Here is a 19,366-nt window from a genome sequence, read left to right as displayed (position 1 = left end):
CAAGCAGGCGTCTGGTACCTGCCGCTCGTCAGCCGGCCCGCAAGCCCTGCATGACGTCCGGGTAGCGCAGCCTCAGGCCCAGCTCGCGCTTGATCCGCCCGTTGCGCAGCCGGCGCGACTCCCCCATGAAGCTCAGCGTCATCGGCGACAGGTGCTGCTGCGCCTCGGCGCGCGCCACCCGCCCGGGCACGGGCAGGCCGTACAGGGCGGCCGCCTGCTCGTAGTAGTCGCCCATCAGCAGTTCGCTGTCGTCGCTGACGTTGAAGACGCGCTGGGCCGGCTGGCGCCAGAGCGCGCGCACGCAGGCGCGCGCCAGATCGTCGGCATGGATGTGGTTGGTGTGGACATCGTCCTCGCGCCGCAGCACCGGCGTGCCGCGCAGCAGGCGCTCGCGCGGGGTGCCACCCTCGCGGTCGCAGGCATAGATGCCGGGAATGCGCAGCACCGACACCGGTACGCCAGACGCCCGACCCCACCAGCGCAGCACCGCCTCGGCCGCGACGCGGCGGCGCGCGCGCGGCGTCGCCGGGTTCACCGGCCGGGTCTCACTGACCCATTCGCCCTGGCAGTCGCCGTAGACGCCGCTGGTCGAACCATAGACCAGCGCCCGCGGCAGCGAACGCCGCGCCAGCGCCCGCGGCAGCGAACGCCGCGCCAGCGCGCGCGCCAGCGCCAGGCTGCGCGGGTCATCCAGTCCGGTGCCCGGCGGCGGCGCCAGATGCAGCACCCGCGTGGCCAGTCCCGCCAGGCGACGCAGGCTGGCCGGATCGTCGAGATTGCCCGCCAGCGGCGTGATGCCGGCCTGGCGCAGTTCAGCCTGGCGCGCCGGCGTCGAGGTCAGCGCCAGCAAGCGGACGCGGCCAGGCGCACCCTGGCTGGCCGCTGCTTTGGCATCGCTCGCCCCAGGCGCGACCACGGCCTGGGCCCGCGCGCCGAGCGCGCGCGCGCTGCGCAGCCCGACGTCGCCGCAACCCACGATCAACACCCGCTCGCGCCGGAAGCGCGCGGGCAAGGCACCGAGAAAAGCCATGTCCAGATCCAAATTTGAGAAAATCACCGGCTGCCAGCGCCACCGCGCCCACAACCCCTTTCGAGACTGTATGACATTCCAGATCAGCGTCGAGCCCAGCGGCCGCGTCTTCTCCGCCTCCCCCGATGAAACCCTGCTGGCCGCCGGCATCCGCCAGGGCATAGGCCTGCCCTATGGCTGCAAGGACGGTGCCTGCGGCTCCTGCAAGTGCAAGAAGCTCTCCGGCAGCGTGATCCATGGTGCGCACCAGGCCAAGGCCCTGAGCGCCGACGAGGAAGCCGCCGGCTTCGTGCTGACCTGCTGCGCCACGGCGACCAGCGACCTCGTGCTCGAGTCGCGCCAGGTCACCGCCGCCGATGCGCTGCCGATCAAGAAGCTGCCGGTGCGCGTCAGCAGCCTCGAGCGCGCCTCGCATGACGTCATGATCGTCAAGCTGCAGCTGCCCGCCAACGACAGCTTCCGCTATCACGCCGGCCAGTACATCGAGTTCCTGCTCAAGGATGGCGCGCGCCGCGCCTACTCGATGGCGACCGCGCCACACCAGCAGGCCGTCAAGCCCGGGCTGGAACTGCATATCCGCCACCTGCCGGGCGGCAAGTTCACCGACCATGTGTTCGGTGGCATGAAGGAAAAGGAGATCCTGCGCATCGAGGGCCCGTTCGGCAGCTTCTTCCTGCGCGAGGACTCGGACAAGCCCATCGTGCTGCTGGCCTCGGGCACCGGCTTCGCTCCGATCAAGGCCATCATCGAGCAGATGCGCGAGCAAGGCAGCCGCCGGCCCGCCACGCTGTACTGGGGTGGCCGCCGCCCGGCCGACCTCTACCAGTCCGACTGGATCGAGCAGCAATGCGCCGCCCTGCCCAATCTGAAATATGTGCCGGTGGTGTCGGACGCCCAGCCCGAGGATGGCTGGAGCGGACGCACCGGCTTCGTGCACCAGGCCGTGCTGCAGGACTTTCCCGACCTGTCGGGCCATCAGGTCTATGCCTGCGGCGCGCCGATCGTGGTCGAGTCGGCGCAACGCGACTACCTCGCCGCCGGACTGCCGGCCGACGAGTTCTACGCCGACGCCTTCACCTCCGAGCGCGACAAGCTGGGCGCCTGAAGCCTTTTGGCCCGCCTGGCCCGTCAGCCTTCAGCGCGCCTCGGCCAGCAGCAGCCTGACATCGGCCGCCAGCGCCTCGGCGCCGCTGCCGTAGCGGTGGTAGACGCGCAATCGGCCCTGGGTGTCGTAGACATAGCTGCCGGCCGAATGGTCCATGGTGTAGCTGGTCGGCGTCGCCCCCTGGACCTGCTTGTAGTAGACCTTGAACGACTTGGCCAGCGCGGGCAACTCGGCCGGCGTCGGCAACAGCGCCAGGAAGCCGGCATCGAAGCTCGCCATGTAGGCGCGCATGATCTCGGGCGTGTCGCGCTGCGGATCGACGCTGACGAACAGGCCCTGCAGGCGCTCGCCATCGCTGCCGAGCAGCCGCCTGGCCTGTGCCAGCTCGGACAGCGAGGTCGGGCAGACATCGGGGCACTGGGTGTAGCCGAAGAACAGCACCACCACCCGGCCCTTGAAGTCGCTCAGCTGGCGCTGCCGGCCTTCCTGGTCGGGCAGGCTCAGCTGCTGGCCGTAGTCGGCGCCCGTGATGTCCACCCCCTTGAAGGCGGGCTTGTCGCCGCAGCCCGCCAGCCAGCAGGCGCTGGCCAGGGCGGCGGCGAGCAGCAGCCGGCGGCGCGGAGTCGCCCGGCTTGAAATGGATTCAATGGTCATGGCTGGATTGTCCATCCCTTGCAAGCCTGGTCGCTTGATCGATGTCAGGCCCGTGGCTGGCGCAGCATCGCGCGCATCTGGTCGACCGACACCTGGCTGGTCGACTCGAGCCTGACCCGGGGTGTGGGCTTGACCGCATGGCCATAGTTGACCTCGAAGCTCAGCAGCAGCTGGCCCTGCTCGTTGCGCGGCAGGCCGGCCTCGAGCGCGCGCTCCTGTGCCTGCGCCCAGCCGCGGCCGCGCAGGCCGGCAAAACGCGCCTGGTTCAGATTGCGGCCCCAGTCGCGCAGATCGCGCAGCAGGCGCCTGGCATCGGGGTAGGCCAGGGTGATGCGCTCCATGTCCATCACCGGCTCGGCAAAGCCGACCTCGATCAGCATGTCGCCCCAGTCGTGCATGTCGGTGAAGTCGTGGCAGGGCGCGGGCCAGCCCTGCGCGGCATAGACGGCGCGCAGCTCGCGCAGGCTGTCCGGCCCCAAGCAGGAGAACATCAGGAAACCGTTGACCGCCAGCCGGTCCAGCCAGCGGCTCAGCAAGGCGCGCGGCAGCGGCTCCTGGTGCAGGGCCATGTTGGCCCAGAGCAGGCCGGCCGCTCCGGCCGTGGCCGCCGACTCGTCATGCAGGGCGGGCCCGGACGCCAGCCACTTGAGCGGATTCCAGCCGCGCGGCGACAGACGGCGCAGGCTATCGGCCGCCGCTGCGGCGCCCGGGCCCAGCAGCTCGACCCGGGCCTCGGGATAGCGCTCGGCCACCAGCCGGTGCGCCTGCAGTCCGCCATTGAGCGGCGCCCAGTCCAGCCACTGCGCGGGCGCCTGCTTGATCCAGCCCAGCCGCTCGGCCATGCGCGCGCCGATCTCCTCGTGCAACCAGGGACTCTCGCTGCGGCGGCGCTCGCGCCAGCGGCGCGCCGCGACGGGGTCGAGGCCGGGCACGGGCTTTTCCTGGCCAGGGGGGACTGCTTGCATGGTGGGCGATCGAATCAAGAAAAGAAGGAAGCGGACCACAGGTCCGCCGGCGCCGCAGTATATTCGCCGCATGAAAGATCTGCTGCGCCGCTGGCTGTCAGCCTGGCCGGCCAGTTGTGCCGTCTGCGCCGGCTGGCCAGCCCGCCCGGTGTGCCAGGACTGCCTCGAGCGCCAGGGCCGGCCCCTGCCCCGCTGTCCGGGCTGCGCGCTCGCGCTCGCACCTGGCCTGGAGCGCTGCACAAGCTGCAGCCAAGCCGGGCCCGGCCCCTTGCAGCAATGCCTGGCCCGGGTCGACTACGCCCACCCCTGGTCGGCCCTGGTCGCCAGGCTCAAGCGCGACCCGGCCTGGGCCGCGCCGCTGGCGAGCCTGCTGGCCGATACCCCCGGCCTGCCGGCCCTGCTGCAGGCCACCGACCTGATGCTGCCGATTCCGCTGAGCCCGGACAAGCTGCGCACGCGCGGCTACAACCAGGCCTGGGAACTGAGCAAGGCGCTGCGCCGCCAGCTGCCCGATGCGCCAGCGGCCCTGCCCGGACTGCTGCAGCGCAAGCCCCAGGCCGCGACCCAGCATGAACTGACGCGCGAGCAGCGCTTCGACAATGCGCTGCAGGCCTATGCCGTCGATCCGGCGGCGCTGGCACGGCTGCGCGGTCGCCGCATCCTGCTGGTCGACGATGTCATGACCACCGGCGCCACGCTGCAGTCCGCCGCCACCCTGCTGCTGGCCGCCGGCGCCGCCCAGGTCAGCGCGCTCGTGTTCGCGCGCACCCCGGCTCCCACCCTAGACTGAATCCATGTTCCACATCGTCCTCGTCCACCCCGAAATCCCGCCCAACACCGGCAACGTGATCCGGCTTTGCGCCAACACCGGCTGCCAGCTGCACCTGATCGAGCCGCTGGGCTTCTCGATGGACGACAAGCTGCTGCGACGCGCCGGACTCGACTACCACGAATACGCCGAACTGCGGCGCCATGCCGACTGGGACAGCTTCCTGCAGGCCATGCAACCCGACCCCAGCCGCATGTTCGCGCTCACGACCCGGGGCTCGCGCCCGGCGCACGAGATCGCCTTCCAGCCCGGCGACTGGCTGGTGTTCGGCTCCGAGACCGCCGGCCTGCCGGCCGAGCTGCGCGACAGCTTTGCCCCGGAGCAACGCCTGCGCCTGCCGATGCGGCCCGGCCAGCGCAGCCTCAACCTGTCGAACGCCGTCGCGGTGATCGCCTTCGAGGCCTGGCGCCAGAACGGCTTCGCCGGCGGCGCCTGAACGCCGCCAGGCGCCATGGCCGGCGGCGACTCAGAACCAGCCGTCCCAGACCAGCTTGATCCCGGTCAGGAACATGCCGATATAGACCACGCGGTAGAACAGCTCGGGCGAGATGCGGCGCGCCATGCGCACGCCGATCCAGACCCCGAGCGGCGCCAGCGGCAACAGCAGCAGGGAGGTCGCCAGGTTGCGCCAGTCCAGCAGGCCCAGCCAGGCATAGGGCAGCCATTTGCTCAGGTTGACGACGAAGAACAGGAAGGCCATGGTGCCGGTGAACACCACCGGCTTGAGCCTGAGCGGAATCACGTAGGCATTGAGCGGCGGGCCGCCCGCATGGGCGACGAAGCTCGTGAAGCCCGAGGTCGCGCTCAGCAACCAACCGAGCCAGCGCGGCGCCGGCCGGTCGCCGGCGCGCGGCGGAAACAGCAGGCGCTGGGCCAGGAACAGCAGCGTGAGTACGCCGACCACGCCGGCCACCAGCCGGGCGTCGAGCGCGCGAAACGACAAGGCACCGATCACGATCCCGAGCAGCGCCGGCGGCAGCAGGAAGCGCAGCAGGCGCCAGTCGACATCCTTGCGGAAGGCCGCCATGCCGAGCAGGTCCATCACCAGCAGCAGGGGCATGCAGATGGCGGCGGCCTGCGGCACGCTGATCGCGAGCGCCATCATCGGTACCGCGAGCGAACCGAAACCGGCGCCAAAGCCACTCTTGCTGATGCCGAGCAGCAGCACCGCCGGCACGGCGACCAGGTAGAACCAGGGATCTGTGATAGGGGTCATGTGTTTCTCCAGCCCGCACTGTACACAGCGCCAGATCCGGGCTTGGTTCAAAATCGCCCCATGTTCACACCCTCTCAAGCCGACGTGCGGCGCTTCTTCTGCGCCGTCCATGCCAAGCACCAGCAAGGCCAGCCGATGGAAGCGATCGAGTTGCTGGCCAGCGAATGGATCCAGCGCCACCCCGAGTACCACGCCGACCTGGCCGATGTCGACGAAGCACTGCGCCAGATGCAGCAGCCCAGCGACACCCGCGAAAACCCCTTCCTGCACCTGTCGATGCACCTGAGCATCAGCGAGCAATGCTCGATCGACCAGCCACCCGGCATCCGGCAGGCGGTCGAGCTGCTGGCCGCCCGGCGCGACTCGCTGCACGAGGCGCACCACGAAGTCATGGAGTCGCTCGGCCGCATGATCTGGGAGAGCCAGCGCGCCGGTCGTCCGCCGGACGGCCAGGCCTATATCGCCGAGATCAGGCGCAAGGCAACCAGCCGCTGAAGCCCGCTCCCGCGCTGGCATGAGCCAGCCACCAGGCACACAGAACCCAGACAGAAAGACCCCGGCAGGCTGAACCCGCCGGGGTCTTCGCATCTGCGGGCTGCAGATGCCAAGGCGGCCGCCGGAGTTTGCTGTCCTGACGACCGTGGGAGCAAGGGATTGCCCCCATCCTTTACGCCTGGCAGGGAGGACGGACCTCGGTGCGGGCGGAACACCTGTGGCTCACAGGCAAGCTCAGGTTAAGGCCTCGGAGCGCGGTCGGCAAGCAGTTTTTTTCAATTTGCCACCCCATTTCGATAGTCGTTTTTTCTGGCGTTGCCAGGGCTGAAGCCATGACGATTCGGCTCTTTATATTTCCTTTAGATATATAAATTTGATTTGTAAGTATTGACTACTTATTTAAAGATCCCTAATATTCGCCTCGCCTGCCCTTGCGGGAGGCATTTGAGACGCTGCCGAACCCGGCTAAGTTGATGACCCGAAAGGGCATTCAATGGCGACCCCCCAATCAAGGCACACCCGAGCCCAGGCCAGGGTGCTGCGTAGAAAGGAGTGTGCTATGACAGCGCAAAATTCCACCTGGCCTACCCCCTGTCCCGGCTTCCTGCGTTCCTCCGCAGATCGCCTGTTCAAGGTCCTGTATGCCGTCACCCACAGTGGCATGGCCCTGCTCGGACTGGGACTGGCCCTGGTCACGGTGATCCTGCTGACCAATCCGGAGCTGCGCGGCGATGCCGAGCAAAAGCTGCTGGGCTGGCTGCAACAACGCCAGAACAGCGAAGCGACGGTCGAGGACGAGTCCAAGGATCGCACCGATGCCGTGCTGGCCACCAGCCTGCCCAAGGAACAGGCCCAGGTCGCGAGCTGGATCAGCCGCAGGTACCGCGTCGCCCCCGAGCCGGTCGGCGCCTTGGTCGCCGAGGCTTTTGCCATCGGCAGCCGGATCAAGCTCGATCCGACCCTGATCCTGGCCGTGATGGCGATCGAGTCGCGCTTCAATCCGTTTGCGCAGAGTCCGGTCGGCGCGCAGGGCCTGATGCAGGTGCTCACCCGCGTGCATTCGGACAAGTACGAGGACTTCGGCGGCAAGCAGGCCGCCTTCGACCCGCTGGTCAACCTGCGCGTCGGTGTCCAGGTGCTGCAGGACTGCATCCGCAATGCAGGCTCGATCGAGGGCGGCCTGCGCCGCTATGTCGGCGCGGTCGACAGCGACGGCAACGGCTATGTCGCCAAGGTGATGGCCGAGCAGCAGCGGCTGCGCAGCGTGGCGCGCGGCGCCAAGCTGCCGATCAATGCCGGCGCCCCGGTGCTGGTGCGAGCCACCCCGGCCAAGTCGGCCGACGACAAGCGCGAGCTCGAAGCCGACGCCGGCGTCCCCGCGACGGCCAAGCTGCAAAGCTCCTGATAAAATCACGCCCGTGCGCGACTGGCGATAGGTCGGGGCTGGCCTTGCCGTCCCTGCCGAGGTGGGATTACCACTGGGGAGCGCACAGCCATTTCAGCCGTTCGCCTGGGCAGCCCCTGTCGTCGCCACGACCGCGCAGGGAAGCGTATTTTTCCAAGGACTGCCATGTACGACCGTAACATCCTGATCGAACAAACCGACCCCGAGCTGTTCGCCGCCATCCAGGCCGAGACCGCGCGCCAGGAACACCACATCGAGCTGATCGCGAGCGAGAACTACGCCTCGCCCGCCGTCATGGCCGCCCAGGGCAGCCAGCTGACCAACAAGTACGCCGAAGGCTATCCGGGCAAGCGCTACTACGGCGGCTGCGAATATGTCGACGTCGCCGAGCAACTCGCGATCGACCGCATCAAGCAGATCTTTGGCGCCGATGCCGCCAACGTGCAGCCGCATTGCGGCGCCTCGGCCAACGAAGCCGTCTTCCTGGCCTTCCTCAAGCCCGGCGACACCATCATGGGCATGAGCCTGGCCGAAGGCGGCCACCTGACCCACGGCATGCCGCTGAACATGTCGGGCAAGTGGTTCAACGTCGTCTCCTACGGCCTGAACGACAAGGAAGAGATCGACTACGACGCGATGGAAGCCAAGGCGCGCGAGCACAAGCCGAAGCTGATCGTCGCCGGCGCCTCCGCCTACAGCCTGCGCATCGACTTCGAGCGCTTCGCCAACATCGCCAAGGAAATCGGCGCGATCTTCATGGTCGACATGGCCCACTACGCCGGCCTGATCGCCGCTGGCGTCTACCCGAACCCGGTGCCGTTTGCCGACGTCGTGACCTCGACCACGCACAAGAGCCTGCGCGGCCCGCGCGGCGGCATCATCCTGATGAAGGCCGAGCACGAGAAGGCGATCAACTCCGCCATCTTCCCGGGCCTGCAGGGCGGCCCGCTGATGCATGTGATCGCCGCCAAGGCCGTCGCCTTCAAGGAAGCGCTGACGCCGGAGTTCAAGGCCTACCAGGAACAGGTGCTCAAGAACGCCCAGGTCATCGCCGAGACCCTGACCCAGCGCGGCCTGCGCATCGTCTCGGGCCGCACCGAGAGCCATGTCATGCTGGTCGACCTGCGCGCCAAGGGCATCACCGGCAAGGAAGCCGAAGCCGTGCTGGGCGCCGCCCACATGACCATCAACAAGAACGCGATCCCGAACGACCCGGAAAAGCCCTTCGTGACCAGCGGCGTGCGCATCGGCACCCCGGCGCTGACCACCCGCGGCTTCAAGGAAGAGGAAGCCCGCCTGACGGCCAACCTGATCGCCGACGTGCTGGACAACCCGCGCGACGAGGCGAACATCGCCGCCGTGCGCGCCAAGGTGCATGAGCTGACCAGCCGCTTCCCGGTCTACCGCTGATCGAACTGAATGCCCCGGCCTGGCGCCGGGGTTTTCATTTCAGAACCGATGAAATGCCCTTTCTGCGGCCATGCCGAAACCCAGGTCGTCGAAACCCGCCTGTCCGAGGACAGTGGTTTCGTGCGCCGGCGCCGGCGTTGTAGCGCCTGCGACAAGCGCTTCACCACCTACGAGCGACCCGAGGTCAGCTTTCCGATGGTGGTCAAGAAGGATGGCCGCCGGATCGAGTACGACCCGGCCAAGCTGCGCGCCAGCCTGGCGCTGGCGCTGCGCAAGCGCCCGGTCAGCACCGAGCAGGTCGATGCCGCGACCGAGCGCATCGAGGAAAAGCTGCTGAACCTGGCCGCGCGCGAGGTCCCGACCCACCAGCTCGGCGAGCTCGTGATGCGCGAGCTCAAGAAGCTCGACAAGGTCGCCTATGTGCGCTTTGCCAGCGTCTACCGCAGCTTCGAGGACATCGACGACTTCAAGACCCTGGTCGACGAGGTGCGCTGAGCGGCGCTGCAGCCCGGCCGACGATTCAGGCGCACCAGAGCCCGGTCGGCTGGGTGATTCCCATCCAGAGCGCCCAGCCCGAGGTCGCCGCCAGGGCCAGGCCGGCCAGGCGCATGCCCCACTGGCCGGAACCGGCGTCCTTCAGGCGCAGCAGCAGCCAGGGACCGATCACCAGCGAGACCATGGTGCCGACGGCAAAGGCCGCCATCAGCAGGGCCCCGCTGAGCGCGCTGGCCGATAGCGAAGCCACCAGCAAGGCCGAGTACAGCAGGCCGCAAGGCATCAAGGCCCAGCCCAGGCCGAGCACGACCGGCGCCCTTGGCCCTAGCCGGGCCAGCACCGGCCGCGTCCGACGCCAGATGCCCTGGCCCCAGCCATCGACGAAGGCCGGCTGACGGCCCTGGACCAGCAGCAGCAGGCCCAGCAGCAGCGCCGCGACATGCAGCATGATCCAGAATGGGCGCAGCACCGCAGTCTGCGTGCCCATCCAGGCCAAGCCCTCGACGGTGCCGCCGGCCAGCGCGCCGAGCAGGCTGTAGCCGAGCAGGCGGCTGAACTGGAAGCGCCACAGCGCCAGCGTGCCCGACTGACCATCGCCGGCGCCGCGCGCAATGCCGGCACAGGCGGCGCCACACATGACCACGCAATGCGGCCCTCCCACCAGCCCCATCAGCAGGGCGGAAACCATCATGGACGAAAGCATGGCCGAACTGTAGCAGCCCCCCGCTATCCCCTTGGCTGACTCAGATGATCTTGGAGAAGCGGGCGCGGTCCTGGTCGCTCTGCAGGTACTTGTCGAAGGTCATGGCAATCGCGCGCACGAAATACCAGCCCTGCTCGGTCACCTCGAGGCTGGAATCGTTCAGCTTGACCAGCCCCATGGCCACCATCTCGCCGAGCCGCTCGAGCTCGCGCGCGAAATAGTTCTTGAAATCGATCAAGTGGGCATCGCCCATGGCCTCGAAGTCGAGCTCGCCCTGGCACATGATGGCCATGATCACCGAGCGGCGCAGGATGTCGTCGCGGCTCAGCGCCAGCCCGCGCACGATGGGCAGCCGGCCCTGGTCGAGCGCGTCGTAGTACTCGTCCAGCGTCTTGGCGTTCTGGCTGTAGGTGGCGCCGATGCGGCCGATGGCCGAGACGCCGAGCGCGATCAGGTCGCAGTCGGGCTGGGTGCTGTAGCCCTGGAAGTTGCGGTGCAGCCGGCCCTGGCGCTTGGCAACCGCCAGCGCATCCTCGGGCAGCGCGAAATGGTCCATGCCGACATAGTCGTAGCCGGCCTCGCCCAGCATCGCGAGCGAGTTGGCCAGCATGGACAGCTTTTCGGACGGGCTCGGCAGCTCGGCGCTCAGGATGCGGCGCTGCGGCTTGAAGCGGGTCGGCAGGTGAGCGTAGGCATAGAGCGCGATGCGATCGGGCCGCAGCTGCTGGATCTGCTCCAGCGTATGGCGGAAGGATTCGGGCGTCTGCTTGGGCAGGCCGTAGATCAGGTCGACGTTGATCGACTCGAAGCCGATCTCGCGCGCTGCCTGGACCAGCGCGAACACCTGCTCGGCCGGCTGCACGCGATGGACCGCCTTCTGCACCGTCGGGTCGAAGTCCTGCACGCCGAAGCTCAGGCGGTTAAAGCCGAGCTGCTGCAGATGCCGCAGCCGCTCGGGCGTGACGGTGCGCGGATCGACCTCGATCGAGAACTCGCCACCCGGGGTCAGGTTGAAATGGCGCTTGATCATGTCGAGCAGGTCGGCGAGCTCGACGTCGCTCAGGAAGGTCGGCGAGCCGCCGCCCAGGTGCAGCTGCGACACGCTGTGGCCACGGCCGAAATGCTCGACCTGCAGCTCGAGCTCGCGCGAGAGGTAGCGCAGGTATTCGGCCGACTTGCTGTGGTGCTTGGTGATGACCTTGTTGCAGGCGCAGTAGTAGCACAGCGATTCGCAGAAGGGGACATGCACGTAGAGCGAGAGCGGCAGCGCCATCGAGCCGGCCCGGCGCTGCTCGAGCGCCTGGATGTAGTCGTCGCAACCAAAGGCCTCGACGAAGCGGTCGGCGGTGGGGTAAGAGGTGTAGCGCGGCCCCGGCACATCGAAGCGCCGGAGAAGTTGCTCGTCGATGGCATGGCTCACGGGCGGATTCTCCAAGGTTGGAAGCGACTGTGCCGCAAATGGCCGCGGCAGCCCTTGACCTGGGTCAACAAGGATTCCGGCCGGCGCCAAAAAACCCGGCGCCAGGCGGGAAGCTCCGGCCCGGGCGCGGATCGGCCCGCCCGTTAGAATGCTACTTGATTGAGCATCATTATGGATATACACAGCATCAAAGTCGCCTGTTCCAGTTGCAACCTGCGCGAGCTCTGCATGCCCGTGGGCTTGAACCCGGACGAGATGAGCCGGCTCGATAGCGTGATCAGCACGCGCAAGCGTGTCAAGCGTGGCGCGGCGCTGTTCAACCACGGTGACCGCTTTTCCTCGCTGTATGCGGTCAGGTCGGGCTTCTTCAAGACCCGCGTCACCTCGGCCGACGGGCGCGACCAGGTCACGGGCTTCCAGATGACGGGCGAGATCCTCGGCATGGACGGCATCGTCAACGATTACCACAGCTGCGACGCCGTGGCGCTGGAGGACGCCGAAGTCTGCGTGATGCCGTTCGACCGCATCGAATCGCTGTCGCGCGAGTTCAGTGCGCTGCAGCACCATGTGCACAAGATCATGAGCCGCGAGATCGTGCGCGATCACGGCGTCATGCTGCTGCTGGGCAGCATGCGGGCCGAGGAAAGACTGGCCGCCTTCCTGCTCAACCTGGTGCAGCGCCTGCATTCGCGCGGTTTCTCGCAGTCCGAACTGGTGCTGCGCATGACGCGCGAGGAGATCGGCAGCTACCTGGGCATGAAGCTCGAGACGGTCAGCCGCACCTTCTCGAAGTTCGTCGAGGAAGGCATCATCGAGGTCAAGCAGCGCTATGTCCAGATCAAGGACACCGAGGCGCTGCGCCGGCTGGTCAATCCGCCCTCGAGCGACTGAGCCGGGTCAGCCGGAAAGGCTGCCAGGAACGGGTCCGCTGGCTGCGGACCCCGGGGATCACTTGTCGGCCGGGACCCGCGGCGAGGCGACATGGTTGCGCACCTTGAGCGCCGGCTCCAGGCTCTCGCGCTGCTCCGGTGTCAGCGACTTGCCGACACGCTGCGCCTCGGCCGCGGCATCCCGTTCCAGCACGGGGTCGGGCCGGCTGGTCGCAATCATGTAGGTGGTGATCGAGGCGCAGACGACCAGCAGCGGGCCGCCCACGACCAGCCACATCATGGGCTCCCGATACCAGGCCTGGTCCTTCAGTTTCTTCTGTTCCATGCTTGCAATCTCAATCAATGGAGATGCCCTGGAGACCCTTGCGAGCCATCCAGGGCGATCGGACGAGCCGCTGGCGGCCCGGGTCCCGTTCAGGGATTACTTGGACGGATGCGACAGGCCCCAGACGTAGCCGGTCAGCACATGCAGCTGGTCTTCGGTCAGCTTGGACAGCTGGGCCGGCATCACGTTGGTCTTGCCTTCATTAATCATCTTGACGATGAAGTCGGCACCAAAGCCATGCAGCCAGATGTTGTCGGTCAGGTTCGGGGCGCCCACGGCCGGGTTGCCCTTGCCGTCCGCGCCGTGGCAGGCGGCGCAAGCCACGAACTTCTCCTTGCCGAGGGCGGCACGAACCGGATCGCTCGCGCTGCCCGACAGGCTCAGCACATACTCGGCCACGTTGCGCACATCGTCCGGCGTGCCGACCGCTGCGGCCATCGGGGGCATGACGCCCTGGCGGCCGTTGGCGATCGTGTTCTTGATGTGTGCAGCGGTGCCGTCACCCAGCCAGTCGCTGTCGGTCAGGTTCGGGAAGCCCTTGCCGCCGCGCGCATCGGCACCGTGGCACTGGGCGCAGAAGTTCTGGTACAGGCGGTCGCCGATCAGCTGGGCCTTGGGGTCCTTGGCCAGCTCCTCGACCGGCATGCCCTTGAACTTCTCGTACACCGGTGCAATCAGCGCCCGCAGCTTCTCGCCTTCCTTGGCATGCTGGCCAGCCGAGCTCCAGCCGAGCTGGCCGTTGCTGATGCCGATCGTCGGGTACAGGAAGGTATAGCCGATCGCAAACACGATCGTGATCCAGAACAGGCCGACCCACCACTTGGGCAGGGGGTTGTTCATTTCCTGCAGGTTGCCGTCCCAGACATGGCCGGTGGTATTGCCCGGGTTGAACTTGACCTTACCGTTGCTCCACAACACCCACACGCAGTAGATGATGGAGACGATGACAATCACGGTCACGTACCACGCCCAGAAGCTGTTGACAAAGTCAGTCATGATGGTTTTCTTTCTCGTTATTCGTCGCGGAAGGGCAGACCGGACGCCTCGTCGAAATCGGCCTTGTTGCGCCTGGACCAGGTCCAGGCCATGATGCCGATGAAGGCAGCGAAGCTGATCAGAGTCACGCCGATGCGCACGTCGGTGATGTCCATTTGCCCCTCCTGTTTACTTGATGGCGGTACCGAGAACCTGCAGGTAGGCAACCATGGCATCGAGTTCGGTCTTGCCCTTGACTTCCTCTGCGCTCTTGGCGATTTCCTCGTCGCTGTACGGCACGCCCAGCTTTTGCATGGCCTTCATGCGGGGCGGGAGACCTTCGGCCTTGACCAAGTCCTTCTCAAGCCAGGGGTAGGCCGGCATGATGGACTCGGGCACGACGTCGCGCGGGTTGATCAGGTGGATACGATGCCACTCGTCGGAGTAGCGGCCGCCGACGCGGGCCAGGTCAGGACCGGTGCGCTTGGAGCCCCACTGGAAGGGGTGGTCGTAGACCGACTCGCCGGCGCGCGAATAGGGACCGTAGCGCAGCGTCTCGGCCTGGAAGGGGCGGATCATCTGCGAGTGGCAGTTGTAGCAGCCCTCGCGCAGATAGACGTCGCGGCCGGCCAGCTGCAGCGCGGTATAGGGCTTGAGGCCCTCGACCGGCTGGGTGGTCGACTTCTGGAAGAACAGCGGGACGATCTCGAGCAGACCGCCGACCGACAGCACCAGCGTGACCAGGACGATCATCAGGAAGTTGCTGGTCTCGATCCGCTCGTGACCCTTGACGGGCGCGTTGTGGTTAGCCATTTATCTTTACTCCTCAGGCGTGGGCTGCAACGGCAGGGATCTGCACCACGGGCACGGCACCGGCCTTGAGGCCCTGACGCGCGGTCATCACGACGTTCCACAGCATCAGGCACATGCCGGACAGATACAGCAGACCGCCGACCAGACGGATGACGTAGAACGGGAAGGAAGCCTTGACCGACTGGATGAAGGTGTAGGTCAGGGTGCCGTCGTCGTTGAGGGCACGCCACATCAGACCCTGGGTCACGCCCGAGATCCACAGTGCGGCGATGTAGAGCACGATGCCGATGGTGGCAACCCAGAAGTGCAGCTCGATGGCGGGCACCGAGTACATCTTCTTCTGGCCGAACAGGCGCGGAACCAGGTAGTAGAGCGAACCCATGGTCACCAGGCCGACCCAGCCCAGGGCGCCGGAGTGCACGTGGCCCACGGTCCAGTCGGTGTAGTGCGACAGGGCGTTGACGGTCTTGATCGCCATCATCGGACCTTCGAAGGTCGACATGCCGTAGAAGGACAGCGAGACGATCAGGAAACGCAGGATCGGATCGTCACGCAGCTTGTGCCAGGCGCCCGACAGGGTCATGATGCCGTTGATCATGCCGCCCCAGGACGGTGCCAGCAGGATCAGCGAGAAGATCATGCCGACCGACTGGGTCCAGTCCGGCAGCGCGGTGTAGTGCAGGTGGTGCGGACCCGCCCACATGTAGGTGAAGATCAGCGCCCAGAAGTGGACGATGGACAGGCGGTAGGAGTAGACCGGACGCTCGGCCTGCTTGGGGATGAAGTAGTACATCATGCCCAGGAAGGCGGCGGTCAGGAAGAAGCCGACGGCGTTGTGGCCATACCACCACTGCACCATGGCATCCTGTGCACCTGCGTAGGCGGAGTAGGACTTGAACCACTCGCCCGACACCGGCAGCGCGGCGCTGTTGACGATGTGCAGCATCGCGACGGCGATGATGAAGGCGCCGAAGAACCAGTTGGCCACGTAGATGTGGCGCACCTTGCGCTGGCCGATGGTGCCGAAGAACACGATGGCATACGAGACCCAGATCACGGCGATCAGGATGTCGATCGGCCACTCGAGCTCGGCGTATTCCTTGCCCTGGGTGTAGCCCAGCGGCAGGGTGATCACGGCGAGCAGGATGACCAGCTGCCAACCCCAGAAGGTGAACGATGCGAGACCGCCCGCGAACAGGCGGGTCTGGCAGGTGCGCTGCACCACGTAGTAGCTGGTGGCGAACAGGCCGCAACCGCCGAAGGCGAAGATCACGGCATTGGTGTGCAGCGGACGCAGGCGCCCGAACGAAGTCCAGGGCAAGCCCAGGTTGAGCTCGGGGAAAGCCAGCTGGGCAGCGATGATCACGCCCACCAGCATGCCGACCACCCCCCAGACCACGGACATGACGGCAAACTGCCGGATGACCTTGTCGTCATAGACCCCCGTTAGGGAATCCCTTGTTGTCACTGACATAAAAACTCTCCTATTAAAACACTGCTTTGAAGTTTCGACCCTGACCGCGAGATGGGTATTGACCTGGGTCAATCACCATGAAAAATGCGCTGGCCTTCACGCTCGACGTTGTCGAATTGTCCGCCTTGCAAGGCCCACCAGAACAGTCCCATGATGCCCAGCACCAACAGGACCGACAAGGGAATGAGCAGATACATGGATTCCATCGTTGACCTCTCCATCAAACAGGGCGGGATTGTGGCGGACGCGCCAGCCGCAGCGCATTGCCGATGACCAGCAGCGAGCTGGCCGCCATGCCCAGTCCGGCCAGCCAGGGCGGCATCCAGCCGGCCAGCGCCAGCGGCACGGCCACCAGGTTGTAGATCGCCGCCCACAGCAGGTTCTGGCGCACGATCGCCAGGGTCTTGCGCGCCAGCAGGATCGCCTCGACCAGCTCGTCGAGCTGGCCGCTTTGCACCACGAAATCGGATTGCGCCTGCGCCAGCGGCGCGCCATGGCCGAGCGCGAAGGAACTGTCGGCCCGCGCCAGCACCGGGCCGTCGTTGAGGCCGTCGCCGACCATGGCCAGGCGATGCCCCTGCTCTTGCAGCGCGAGCACCTCGGCGAGCTTGCGCTCGGGGCTGGCCTGCGCGACCACCTGCTGGATGCCGAGCTGGCGCGCCACGCGCTCGGCGGCCTGCGCCTGGTCGCCCGACAGCAGGCGAGTCTCGAGTCCCAGGTCATGCAGCTGGGCTACCACCGCAGGCGCCTCTTCGCGCACGCCCTCGTCGAGCACGAAGGTGGCGAGCCAGCCGCTGGCATCGACCAGATAGCTGCAGGGCTGGTCGGCGACCGTGCGGCCCGCCTCAAGCAGGCCGGCCTCGTCGAGCGCGCAGAAGCGGGCCGAGCCCAGCTTGAGCAGGCCGTCGCCCTGCCCCGCCTGCAAGCCCAGGCCGGGCAGTTCCTGCACCTCGCTGAAGGCCGGCAGCGACAGGCCCTGCTCCTGGGCGGCGCGCGCGACGGCGCGCGAGACCGGATGCAGCGAGACGCTGGCCAGCGGCGCTGCCAGCTCCAGCGCCTGCCTGGAGGTCAGGCCGGGACGGACCAGGACCTGGCCGAGCACCAGGCGGTCGCGCGTCAGCGTGCCGGTCTTGTCGAAGACGACGGTGTCGATGCCGGCGAGCACCTCGAAGGCCTGCAGCCGCCGCACCAGCACGCCGCGCTTGGCGAGCGCACCGGCGGCCGCCAGCATGGCGACCGGGGTCGCGAGCGACAAGGCGCAGGGACAGGTCACGATCAGCACCGCGACCGCGACCGCGATCGCCTGGTCCGGATTGATCTGCCACCACCACCAGCCCGACAGGGCCGCCGCCAGCAGCACCACGACCAGGAAGGGCGCAGCGATGCGGTCGGCCAGCTGCGCCAGCCGCGGCTTCTCGGTCGAGGCGCGCTCCATCAGCTGGACGATCTGGGCGAAGCGGGTGTCGCGGCCGAGGCGCTCGATGCGCATCAGCGCGGCGCCGGCGAGGTTGTAGCTGCCCGCCACCAGCGACTCGCCCTGGCGACGCGTGACGGGATGGGATTCGCCGGTCAGCAAGGCCTCGTCGACCGTGGCGCCGGCACTCAGCAGCAGGCCATCGCCCGGAAAGGCCTGGCCGGCCTGGACCCGCACCACGTCGCCCGGCTGCAGCCGCTTGAGCGAGATCGACTCGAAGCTGCCGTCGGCCTGCTGGCGCTCGCAGCGCTCGGGCAGGCGGTTGATCAGCGCATCGAGGGCACCGGCGGTGCGGTCGCGCGCCTTGAGCTCGAGGTAGCGTCCGCCGAGCAGGAAGAAGACGAACATGGTCAGCGAGTCGTACCAGATCTCGCTGCCCCAGGGGCCGGCCGGATCGAAGGTGGCGCCGCTGCTGGCGACGAAGGTCACCAGGATGCCGATCGAGACCGGGGTGTCCATGCCGATGCGGCCACGCCTGAGGTCGCGCCAGGCATTGGCAAAGAAGGGGCCGCTGGCAAACAGCAGCACCGGAACGCTCAATATCCAGCAGGCCCAGCGCAGCAGATGCAACAGATCCGGTTCGATCTCGCCCGGCGCAGTGACATACATCGGCGTGGTGTACATCATGACCTGCATCATGCAGAAGCCCGCGACGAACAGGCGCCAGAGCGCCTTGCGCGTCTCGGCCTGGCGCTCGCTGACGCTGAGTGCCTGCTGCAGCGGCAGCAGGCGGTAGCCGGCGTCGCCGACCGCGCGCGCCAGGTCGGAAATCCGGACCAGCGCCGGGTCCCAGCGCAGGATCAGGCGCCGGGTGGCGGCATGGACCTGGGCCGACAGCACGCCGGGCTTGCCGGCGACGGCCGACTCGACCGCATCGGAGCAGGCCGCGCAGTACATGCCCTGCACCAGCAGCACCGATTCGCAGGCCGGCCGGCCCTTGACCTCGCAATCCTGGGTGAAGTCCTGCTGCTCGACCGGGTCGTCGAGCACGCTGAAATCGTCAGTGACGGTCAGCGGCCCCCGATGCTGGCCCAGCAGCCATCCTCCCACGCCCTCGACGGGCGCTGGATTGCTGCCAAAAGCCTGGATGTCTGCCATAGTCGCGCATTATCTCAGGGTATTCCAACGCTGCCTGACCTGGGTCAAGCCTGTCTGTGTACAAGAGACAGTCGACGGGCATAAACTGCATTCAGCTCTCTCTCATTCACCTTCAAGGAGGTTTCATGTACAAGCGCATCCTGGTGGCCACCGATGGCTCCAAACTGTCCGAAGCAGCCGTCGCGCATGCCCTGAACCTGGCCGACCTCACGGGCGCCGAGGTCGTGGCGCTCAAGGTGGTGCCGCTCTACCCGCAGACCTATTTCGAGGGTGGCGTGGGCGTGGATGCCGAGGAGATCAAGCGCATCGAGCAGCAGTGGCAGGACGAGGCCTTGCAGGTGGTCAACGCGATCAAGTCCGAGGGCCAGAAGCGCCAGGTCAAGGTCAAGGCCATGACCGCCAAGTCAGACCTGGTGTCGGAAGCCATCATAGCGGCGGCCAAGCGCAACAAGTGCGACCTGATCGTGATGGCCTCGCACGGCCGCAAGGGCATCAAGCGCCTGCTGCTGGGCAGCGAGACCCAGCAGGTGCTGACCCACTCGCATATCCCGGTGCTGGTGCTGCGCTGAAGGCCGGGGGCCGGGGGCCGG

At 67.2% G+C, this 19,366-nt stretch carries 22 protein-coding genes and 1 riboswitch; of the genes, 9 read left to right on the top strand and 13 right to left on the bottom strand.

The features are described 5' to 3' along the window. Positions 1-28: 28 nt before the first annotated feature. Entirely contained in the window at positions 29-1,030 is a 1,002-nt protein-coding gene (locus tag C6P64_RS04380) for an NAD-dependent epimerase/dehydratase family protein (protein ID WP_105747360.1), read from the bottom strand. A gap of 70 nt (positions 1,031-1,100) precedes the next feature. Here C6P64_RS04380 and C6P64_RS04375 point away from each other — a divergent pair, with 70 nt between their 5' ends. Then, on the top strand, positions 1,101-2,135 hold the full coding sequence (locus C6P64_RS04375) for a CDP-6-deoxy-delta-3,4-glucoseen reductase (protein ID WP_105747359.1): 1,035 nt from the start codon (positions 1,101-1,103) through the stop codon (positions 2,133-2,135). 30 nt (positions 2,136-2,165) lie between these two features. Here the strand turns inward: C6P64_RS04375 and C6P64_RS04370 are convergent, their stop codons facing one another. Then, the gene (locus C6P64_RS04370) at positions 2,166-2,789 is read right to left on the bottom strand and encodes an SCO family protein (RefSeq protein WP_105747432.1); all 624 of its coding nucleotides are present in this window, start codon (positions 2,787-2,789) and stop codon (positions 2,166-2,168) included. A 44-nt stretch (positions 2,790-2,833) separates the two neighbouring features. Continuing rightward, positions 2,834-3,754, bottom strand: coding sequence for a methyltransferase domain-containing protein (locus C6P64_RS04365; RefSeq protein ID WP_105747358.1), 921 nt, complete (start codon positions 3,752-3,754; stop codon positions 2,834-2,836). A gap of 70 nt (positions 3,755-3,824) precedes the next feature. Here C6P64_RS04365 and C6P64_RS04360 point away from each other — a divergent pair, with 70 nt between their 5' ends. Then, entirely contained in the window at positions 3,825-4,544 is a 720-nt protein-coding gene (locus tag C6P64_RS04360; RefSeq protein ID WP_105747357.1) for a ComF family protein, read from the top strand. 4 nt (positions 4,545-4,548) lie between these two features. Further along, complete coding sequence (gene trmL / locus C6P64_RS04355; RefSeq protein ID WP_105747356.1) at positions 4,549-5,019, top strand: tRNA (uridine(34)/cytosine(34)/5-carboxymethylaminomethyluridine(34)-2'-O)-methyltransferase TrmL; 471 nt, start codon at positions 4,549-4,551, stop codon at positions 5,017-5,019. Positions 5,020-5,049: 30 nt separating this feature from the next. On the opposite strand, the gene C6P64_RS04350 is transcribed toward trmL, so the two are convergent. Next, a complete protein-coding gene (locus C6P64_RS04350) occupies positions 5,050-5,799 on the bottom strand; it encodes a sulfite exporter TauE/SafE family protein (RefSeq protein WP_105747355.1) in 750 nt (249 codons plus the stop codon). Positions 5,800-5,859: 60 nt separating this feature from the next. Here C6P64_RS04350 and C6P64_RS04345 point away from each other — a divergent pair, with 60 nt between their 5' ends. The 4 genes from C6P64_RS04345 (at position 5,860) to nrdR (ending at position 9,604) form a co-directional block, all read left to right on the top strand. Beyond that, the gene (locus C6P64_RS04345; RefSeq protein WP_105747354.1) at positions 5,860-6,294 is read left to right on the top strand and encodes a DUF1841 family protein; all 435 of its coding nucleotides are present in this window, start codon (positions 5,860-5,862) and stop codon (positions 6,292-6,294) included. A 559-nt stretch (positions 6,295-6,853) separates the two neighbouring features. Then, positions 6,854-7,699: a lytic transglycosylase domain-containing protein gene (locus C6P64_RS04340; RefSeq protein ID WP_105747353.1), complete on the top strand. Its 846-nt coding sequence runs from the start codon at positions 6,854-6,856 to the stop codon at positions 7,697-7,699. Positions 7,700-7,706: 7 nt separating this feature from the next. Beyond that, positions 7,707-7,817, top strand: a riboswitch (ZMP/ZTP riboswitch). 47 nt (positions 7,818-7,864) lie between these two features. After that, the gene (glyA, locus tag C6P64_RS04335) at positions 7,865-9,109 is read left to right on the top strand and encodes a serine hydroxymethyltransferase (RefSeq protein WP_105747352.1); all 1,245 of its coding nucleotides are present in this window, start codon (positions 7,865-7,867) and stop codon (positions 9,107-9,109) included. A gap of 48 nt (positions 9,110-9,157) precedes the next feature. Beyond that, positions 9,158-9,604 (top strand): transcriptional regulator NrdR, encoded by a 447-nt coding sequence (gene nrdR, locus C6P64_RS04330; RefSeq protein WP_105730215.1) that lies wholly within the window; start codon positions 9,158-9,160, stop codon positions 9,602-9,604. Positions 9,605-9,629: 25 nt separating this feature from the next. On the opposite strand, the gene C6P64_RS04325 is transcribed toward nrdR, so the two are convergent. After that, positions 9,630-10,307: a sulfite exporter TauE/SafE family protein gene (locus tag C6P64_RS04325; protein WP_105747351.1), complete on the bottom strand. Its 678-nt coding sequence runs from the start codon at positions 10,305-10,307 to the stop codon at positions 9,630-9,632. 40 nt (positions 10,308-10,347) lie between these two features. Then, positions 10,348-11,727 (bottom strand): oxygen-independent coproporphyrinogen III oxidase, encoded by a 1,380-nt coding sequence (hemN, locus tag C6P64_RS04320; protein WP_105747350.1) that lies wholly within the window; start codon positions 11,725-11,727, stop codon positions 10,348-10,350. Positions 11,728-11,898: 171 nt separating this feature from the next. Between hemN and fnr the strand changes: the two genes are divergently transcribed. Continuing rightward, positions 11,899-12,618, top strand: a complete 720-nt coding sequence (gene fnr, locus C6P64_RS04315; protein ID WP_105747349.1) for a fumarate/nitrate reduction transcriptional regulator Fnr — start codon at positions 11,899-11,901, stop codon at positions 12,616-12,618. A gap of 57 nt (positions 12,619-12,675) precedes the next feature. Here fnr and C6P64_RS04310 read toward each other — a convergent pair whose 3' ends face one another. The 7 genes from C6P64_RS04310 to C6P64_RS04280 all read right to left on the bottom strand — a co-directional run bounded on the left by C6P64_RS04310 (position 12,676) and on the right by C6P64_RS04280 (position 18,776). Next, on the bottom strand, positions 12,676-12,942 hold the full coding sequence (locus tag C6P64_RS04310; protein ID WP_105747348.1) for a hypothetical protein: 267 nt from the start codon (positions 12,940-12,942) through the stop codon (positions 12,676-12,678). 96 nt (positions 12,943-13,038) lie between these two features. Then, on the bottom strand, positions 13,039-13,938 hold the full coding sequence (ccoP, locus tag C6P64_RS04305; RefSeq protein ID WP_105747347.1) for a cytochrome-c oxidase, cbb3-type subunit III: 900 nt from the start codon (positions 13,936-13,938) through the stop codon (positions 13,039-13,041). Between the two features lie 17 nt (positions 13,939-13,955). Next, positions 13,956-14,093, bottom strand: a complete 138-nt coding sequence (locus tag C6P64_RS04300; protein ID WP_105747346.1) for a cbb3-type cytochrome oxidase subunit 3 — start codon at positions 14,091-14,093, stop codon at positions 13,956-13,958. A 13-nt stretch (positions 14,094-14,106) separates the two neighbouring features. Further along, on the bottom strand, positions 14,107-14,730 hold the full coding sequence (gene ccoO, locus C6P64_RS04295) for a cytochrome-c oxidase, cbb3-type subunit II (RefSeq protein ID WP_105747345.1): 624 nt from the start codon (positions 14,728-14,730) through the stop codon (positions 14,107-14,109). Between the two features lie 13 nt (positions 14,731-14,743). After that, positions 14,744-16,204, bottom strand: coding sequence for a cytochrome-c oxidase, cbb3-type subunit I (gene ccoN / locus C6P64_RS04290; protein ID WP_105747344.1), 1,461 nt, complete (start codon positions 16,202-16,204; stop codon positions 14,744-14,746). A 68-nt stretch (positions 16,205-16,272) separates the two neighbouring features. After that, complete coding sequence (gene ccoS / locus C6P64_RS04285; protein WP_105730319.1) at positions 16,273-16,410, bottom strand: cbb3-type cytochrome oxidase assembly protein CcoS; 138 nt, start codon at positions 16,408-16,410, stop codon at positions 16,273-16,275. A gap of 14 nt (positions 16,411-16,424) precedes the next feature. After that, entirely contained in the window at positions 16,425-18,776 is a 2,352-nt protein-coding gene (locus C6P64_RS04280) for a heavy metal translocating P-type ATPase (protein ID WP_105747343.1), read from the bottom strand. Between the two features lie 125 nt (positions 18,777-18,901). Here C6P64_RS04280 and C6P64_RS04275 point away from each other — a divergent pair, with 125 nt between their 5' ends. Then, the gene (locus tag C6P64_RS04275) at positions 18,902-19,345 is read left to right on the top strand and encodes a universal stress protein (protein WP_105747342.1); all 444 of its coding nucleotides are present in this window, start codon (positions 18,902-18,904) and stop codon (positions 19,343-19,345) included. The last annotated feature ends 21 nt before the right edge of the window (positions 19,346-19,366 follow it).

The organism is Malikia granosa (genome assembly GCF_002980595.1).
Classification (GTDB): Bacteria; Pseudomonadota; Gammaproteobacteria; order Burkholderiales; family Burkholderiaceae_C; genus Malikia; species Malikia granosa.
Note: the sequence above shows the minus strand (reverse complement) of the source record. Positions and strands in the feature narration are given on the sequence as shown.

Excerpts from the sequence above, each read along its gene's own strand:
- C6P64_RS04380 (WP_105747360.1), bottom strand. The coding sequence starts at position 1,030 with ATGGCTTTTCTCGGTGCCTTGCCCGCGCGCTTCCGGCGCGAGCGGGTG.
- C6P64_RS04375 (WP_105747359.1), top strand. The coding sequence starts at position 1,101 with ATGACATTCCAGATCAGCGTCGAGCCCAGCGGCCGCGTCTTCTCCGCC.
- C6P64_RS04370 (WP_105747432.1), bottom strand. The coding sequence starts at position 2,789 with ATGACCATTGAATCCATTTCAAGCCGGGCGACTCCGCGCCGCCGGCTG.
- C6P64_RS04365 (WP_105747358.1), bottom strand. The coding sequence starts at position 3,754 with ATGCAAGCAGTCCCCCCTGGCCAGGAAAAGCCCGTGCCCGGCCTCGAC.
- C6P64_RS04360 (WP_105747357.1), top strand. The coding sequence starts at position 3,825 with ATGAAAGATCTGCTGCGCCGCTGGCTGTCAGCCTGGCCGGCCAGTTGT.
- trmL (WP_105747356.1), top strand. The coding sequence starts at position 4,549 with ATGTTCCACATCGTCCTCGTCCACCCCGAAATCCCGCCCAACACCGGC.
- C6P64_RS04350 (WP_105747355.1), bottom strand. The coding sequence starts at position 5,799 with ATGACCCCTATCACAGATCCCTGGTTCTACCTGGTCGCCGTGCCGGCG.
- C6P64_RS04345 (WP_105747354.1), top strand. The coding sequence starts at position 5,860 with ATGTTCACACCCTCTCAAGCCGACGTGCGGCGCTTCTTCTGCGCCGTC.
- C6P64_RS04340 (WP_105747353.1), top strand. The coding sequence starts at position 6,854 with ATGACAGCGCAAAATTCCACCTGGCCTACCCCCTGTCCCGGCTTCCTG.
- glyA (WP_105747352.1), top strand. The coding sequence starts at position 7,865 with ATGTACGACCGTAACATCCTGATCGAACAAACCGACCCCGAGCTGTTC.
- nrdR (WP_105730215.1), top strand. The coding sequence starts at position 9,158 with ATGAAATGCCCTTTCTGCGGCCATGCCGAAACCCAGGTCGTCGAAACC.
- C6P64_RS04325 (WP_105747351.1), bottom strand. The coding sequence starts at position 10,307 with ATGCTTTCGTCCATGATGGTTTCCGCCCTGCTGATGGGGCTGGTGGGA.
- fnr (WP_105747349.1), top strand. The coding sequence starts at position 11,899 with ATGGATATACACAGCATCAAAGTCGCCTGTTCCAGTTGCAACCTGCGC.
- C6P64_RS04310 (WP_105747348.1), bottom strand. The coding sequence starts at position 12,942 with ATGGAACAGAAGAAACTGAAGGACCAGGCCTGGTATCGGGAGCCCATG.
- ccoP (WP_105747347.1), bottom strand. The coding sequence starts at position 13,938 with ATGACTGACTTTGTCAACAGCTTCTGGGCGTGGTACGTGACCGTGATT.
- C6P64_RS04300 (WP_105747346.1), bottom strand. The coding sequence starts at position 14,093 with ATGGACATCACCGACGTGCGCATCGGCGTGACTCTGATCAGCTTCGCT.
- ccoO (WP_105747345.1), bottom strand. The coding sequence starts at position 14,730 with ATGGCTAACCACAACGCGCCCGTCAAGGGTCACGAGCGGATCGAGACC.
- ccoN (WP_105747344.1), bottom strand. The coding sequence starts at position 16,204 with ATGTCAGTGACAACAAGGGATTCCCTAACGGGGGTCTATGACGACAAG.
- ccoS (WP_105730319.1), bottom strand. The coding sequence starts at position 16,410 with ATGGAATCCATGTATCTGCTCATTCCCTTGTCGGTCCTGTTGGTGCTG.
- C6P64_RS04280 (WP_105747343.1), bottom strand. The coding sequence starts at position 18,776 with ATGGCAGACATCCAGGCTTTTGGCAGCAATCCAGCGCCCGTCGAGGGC.
- C6P64_RS04275 (WP_105747342.1), top strand. The coding sequence starts at position 18,902 with ATGTACAAGCGCATCCTGGTGGCCACCGATGGCTCCAAACTGTCCGAA.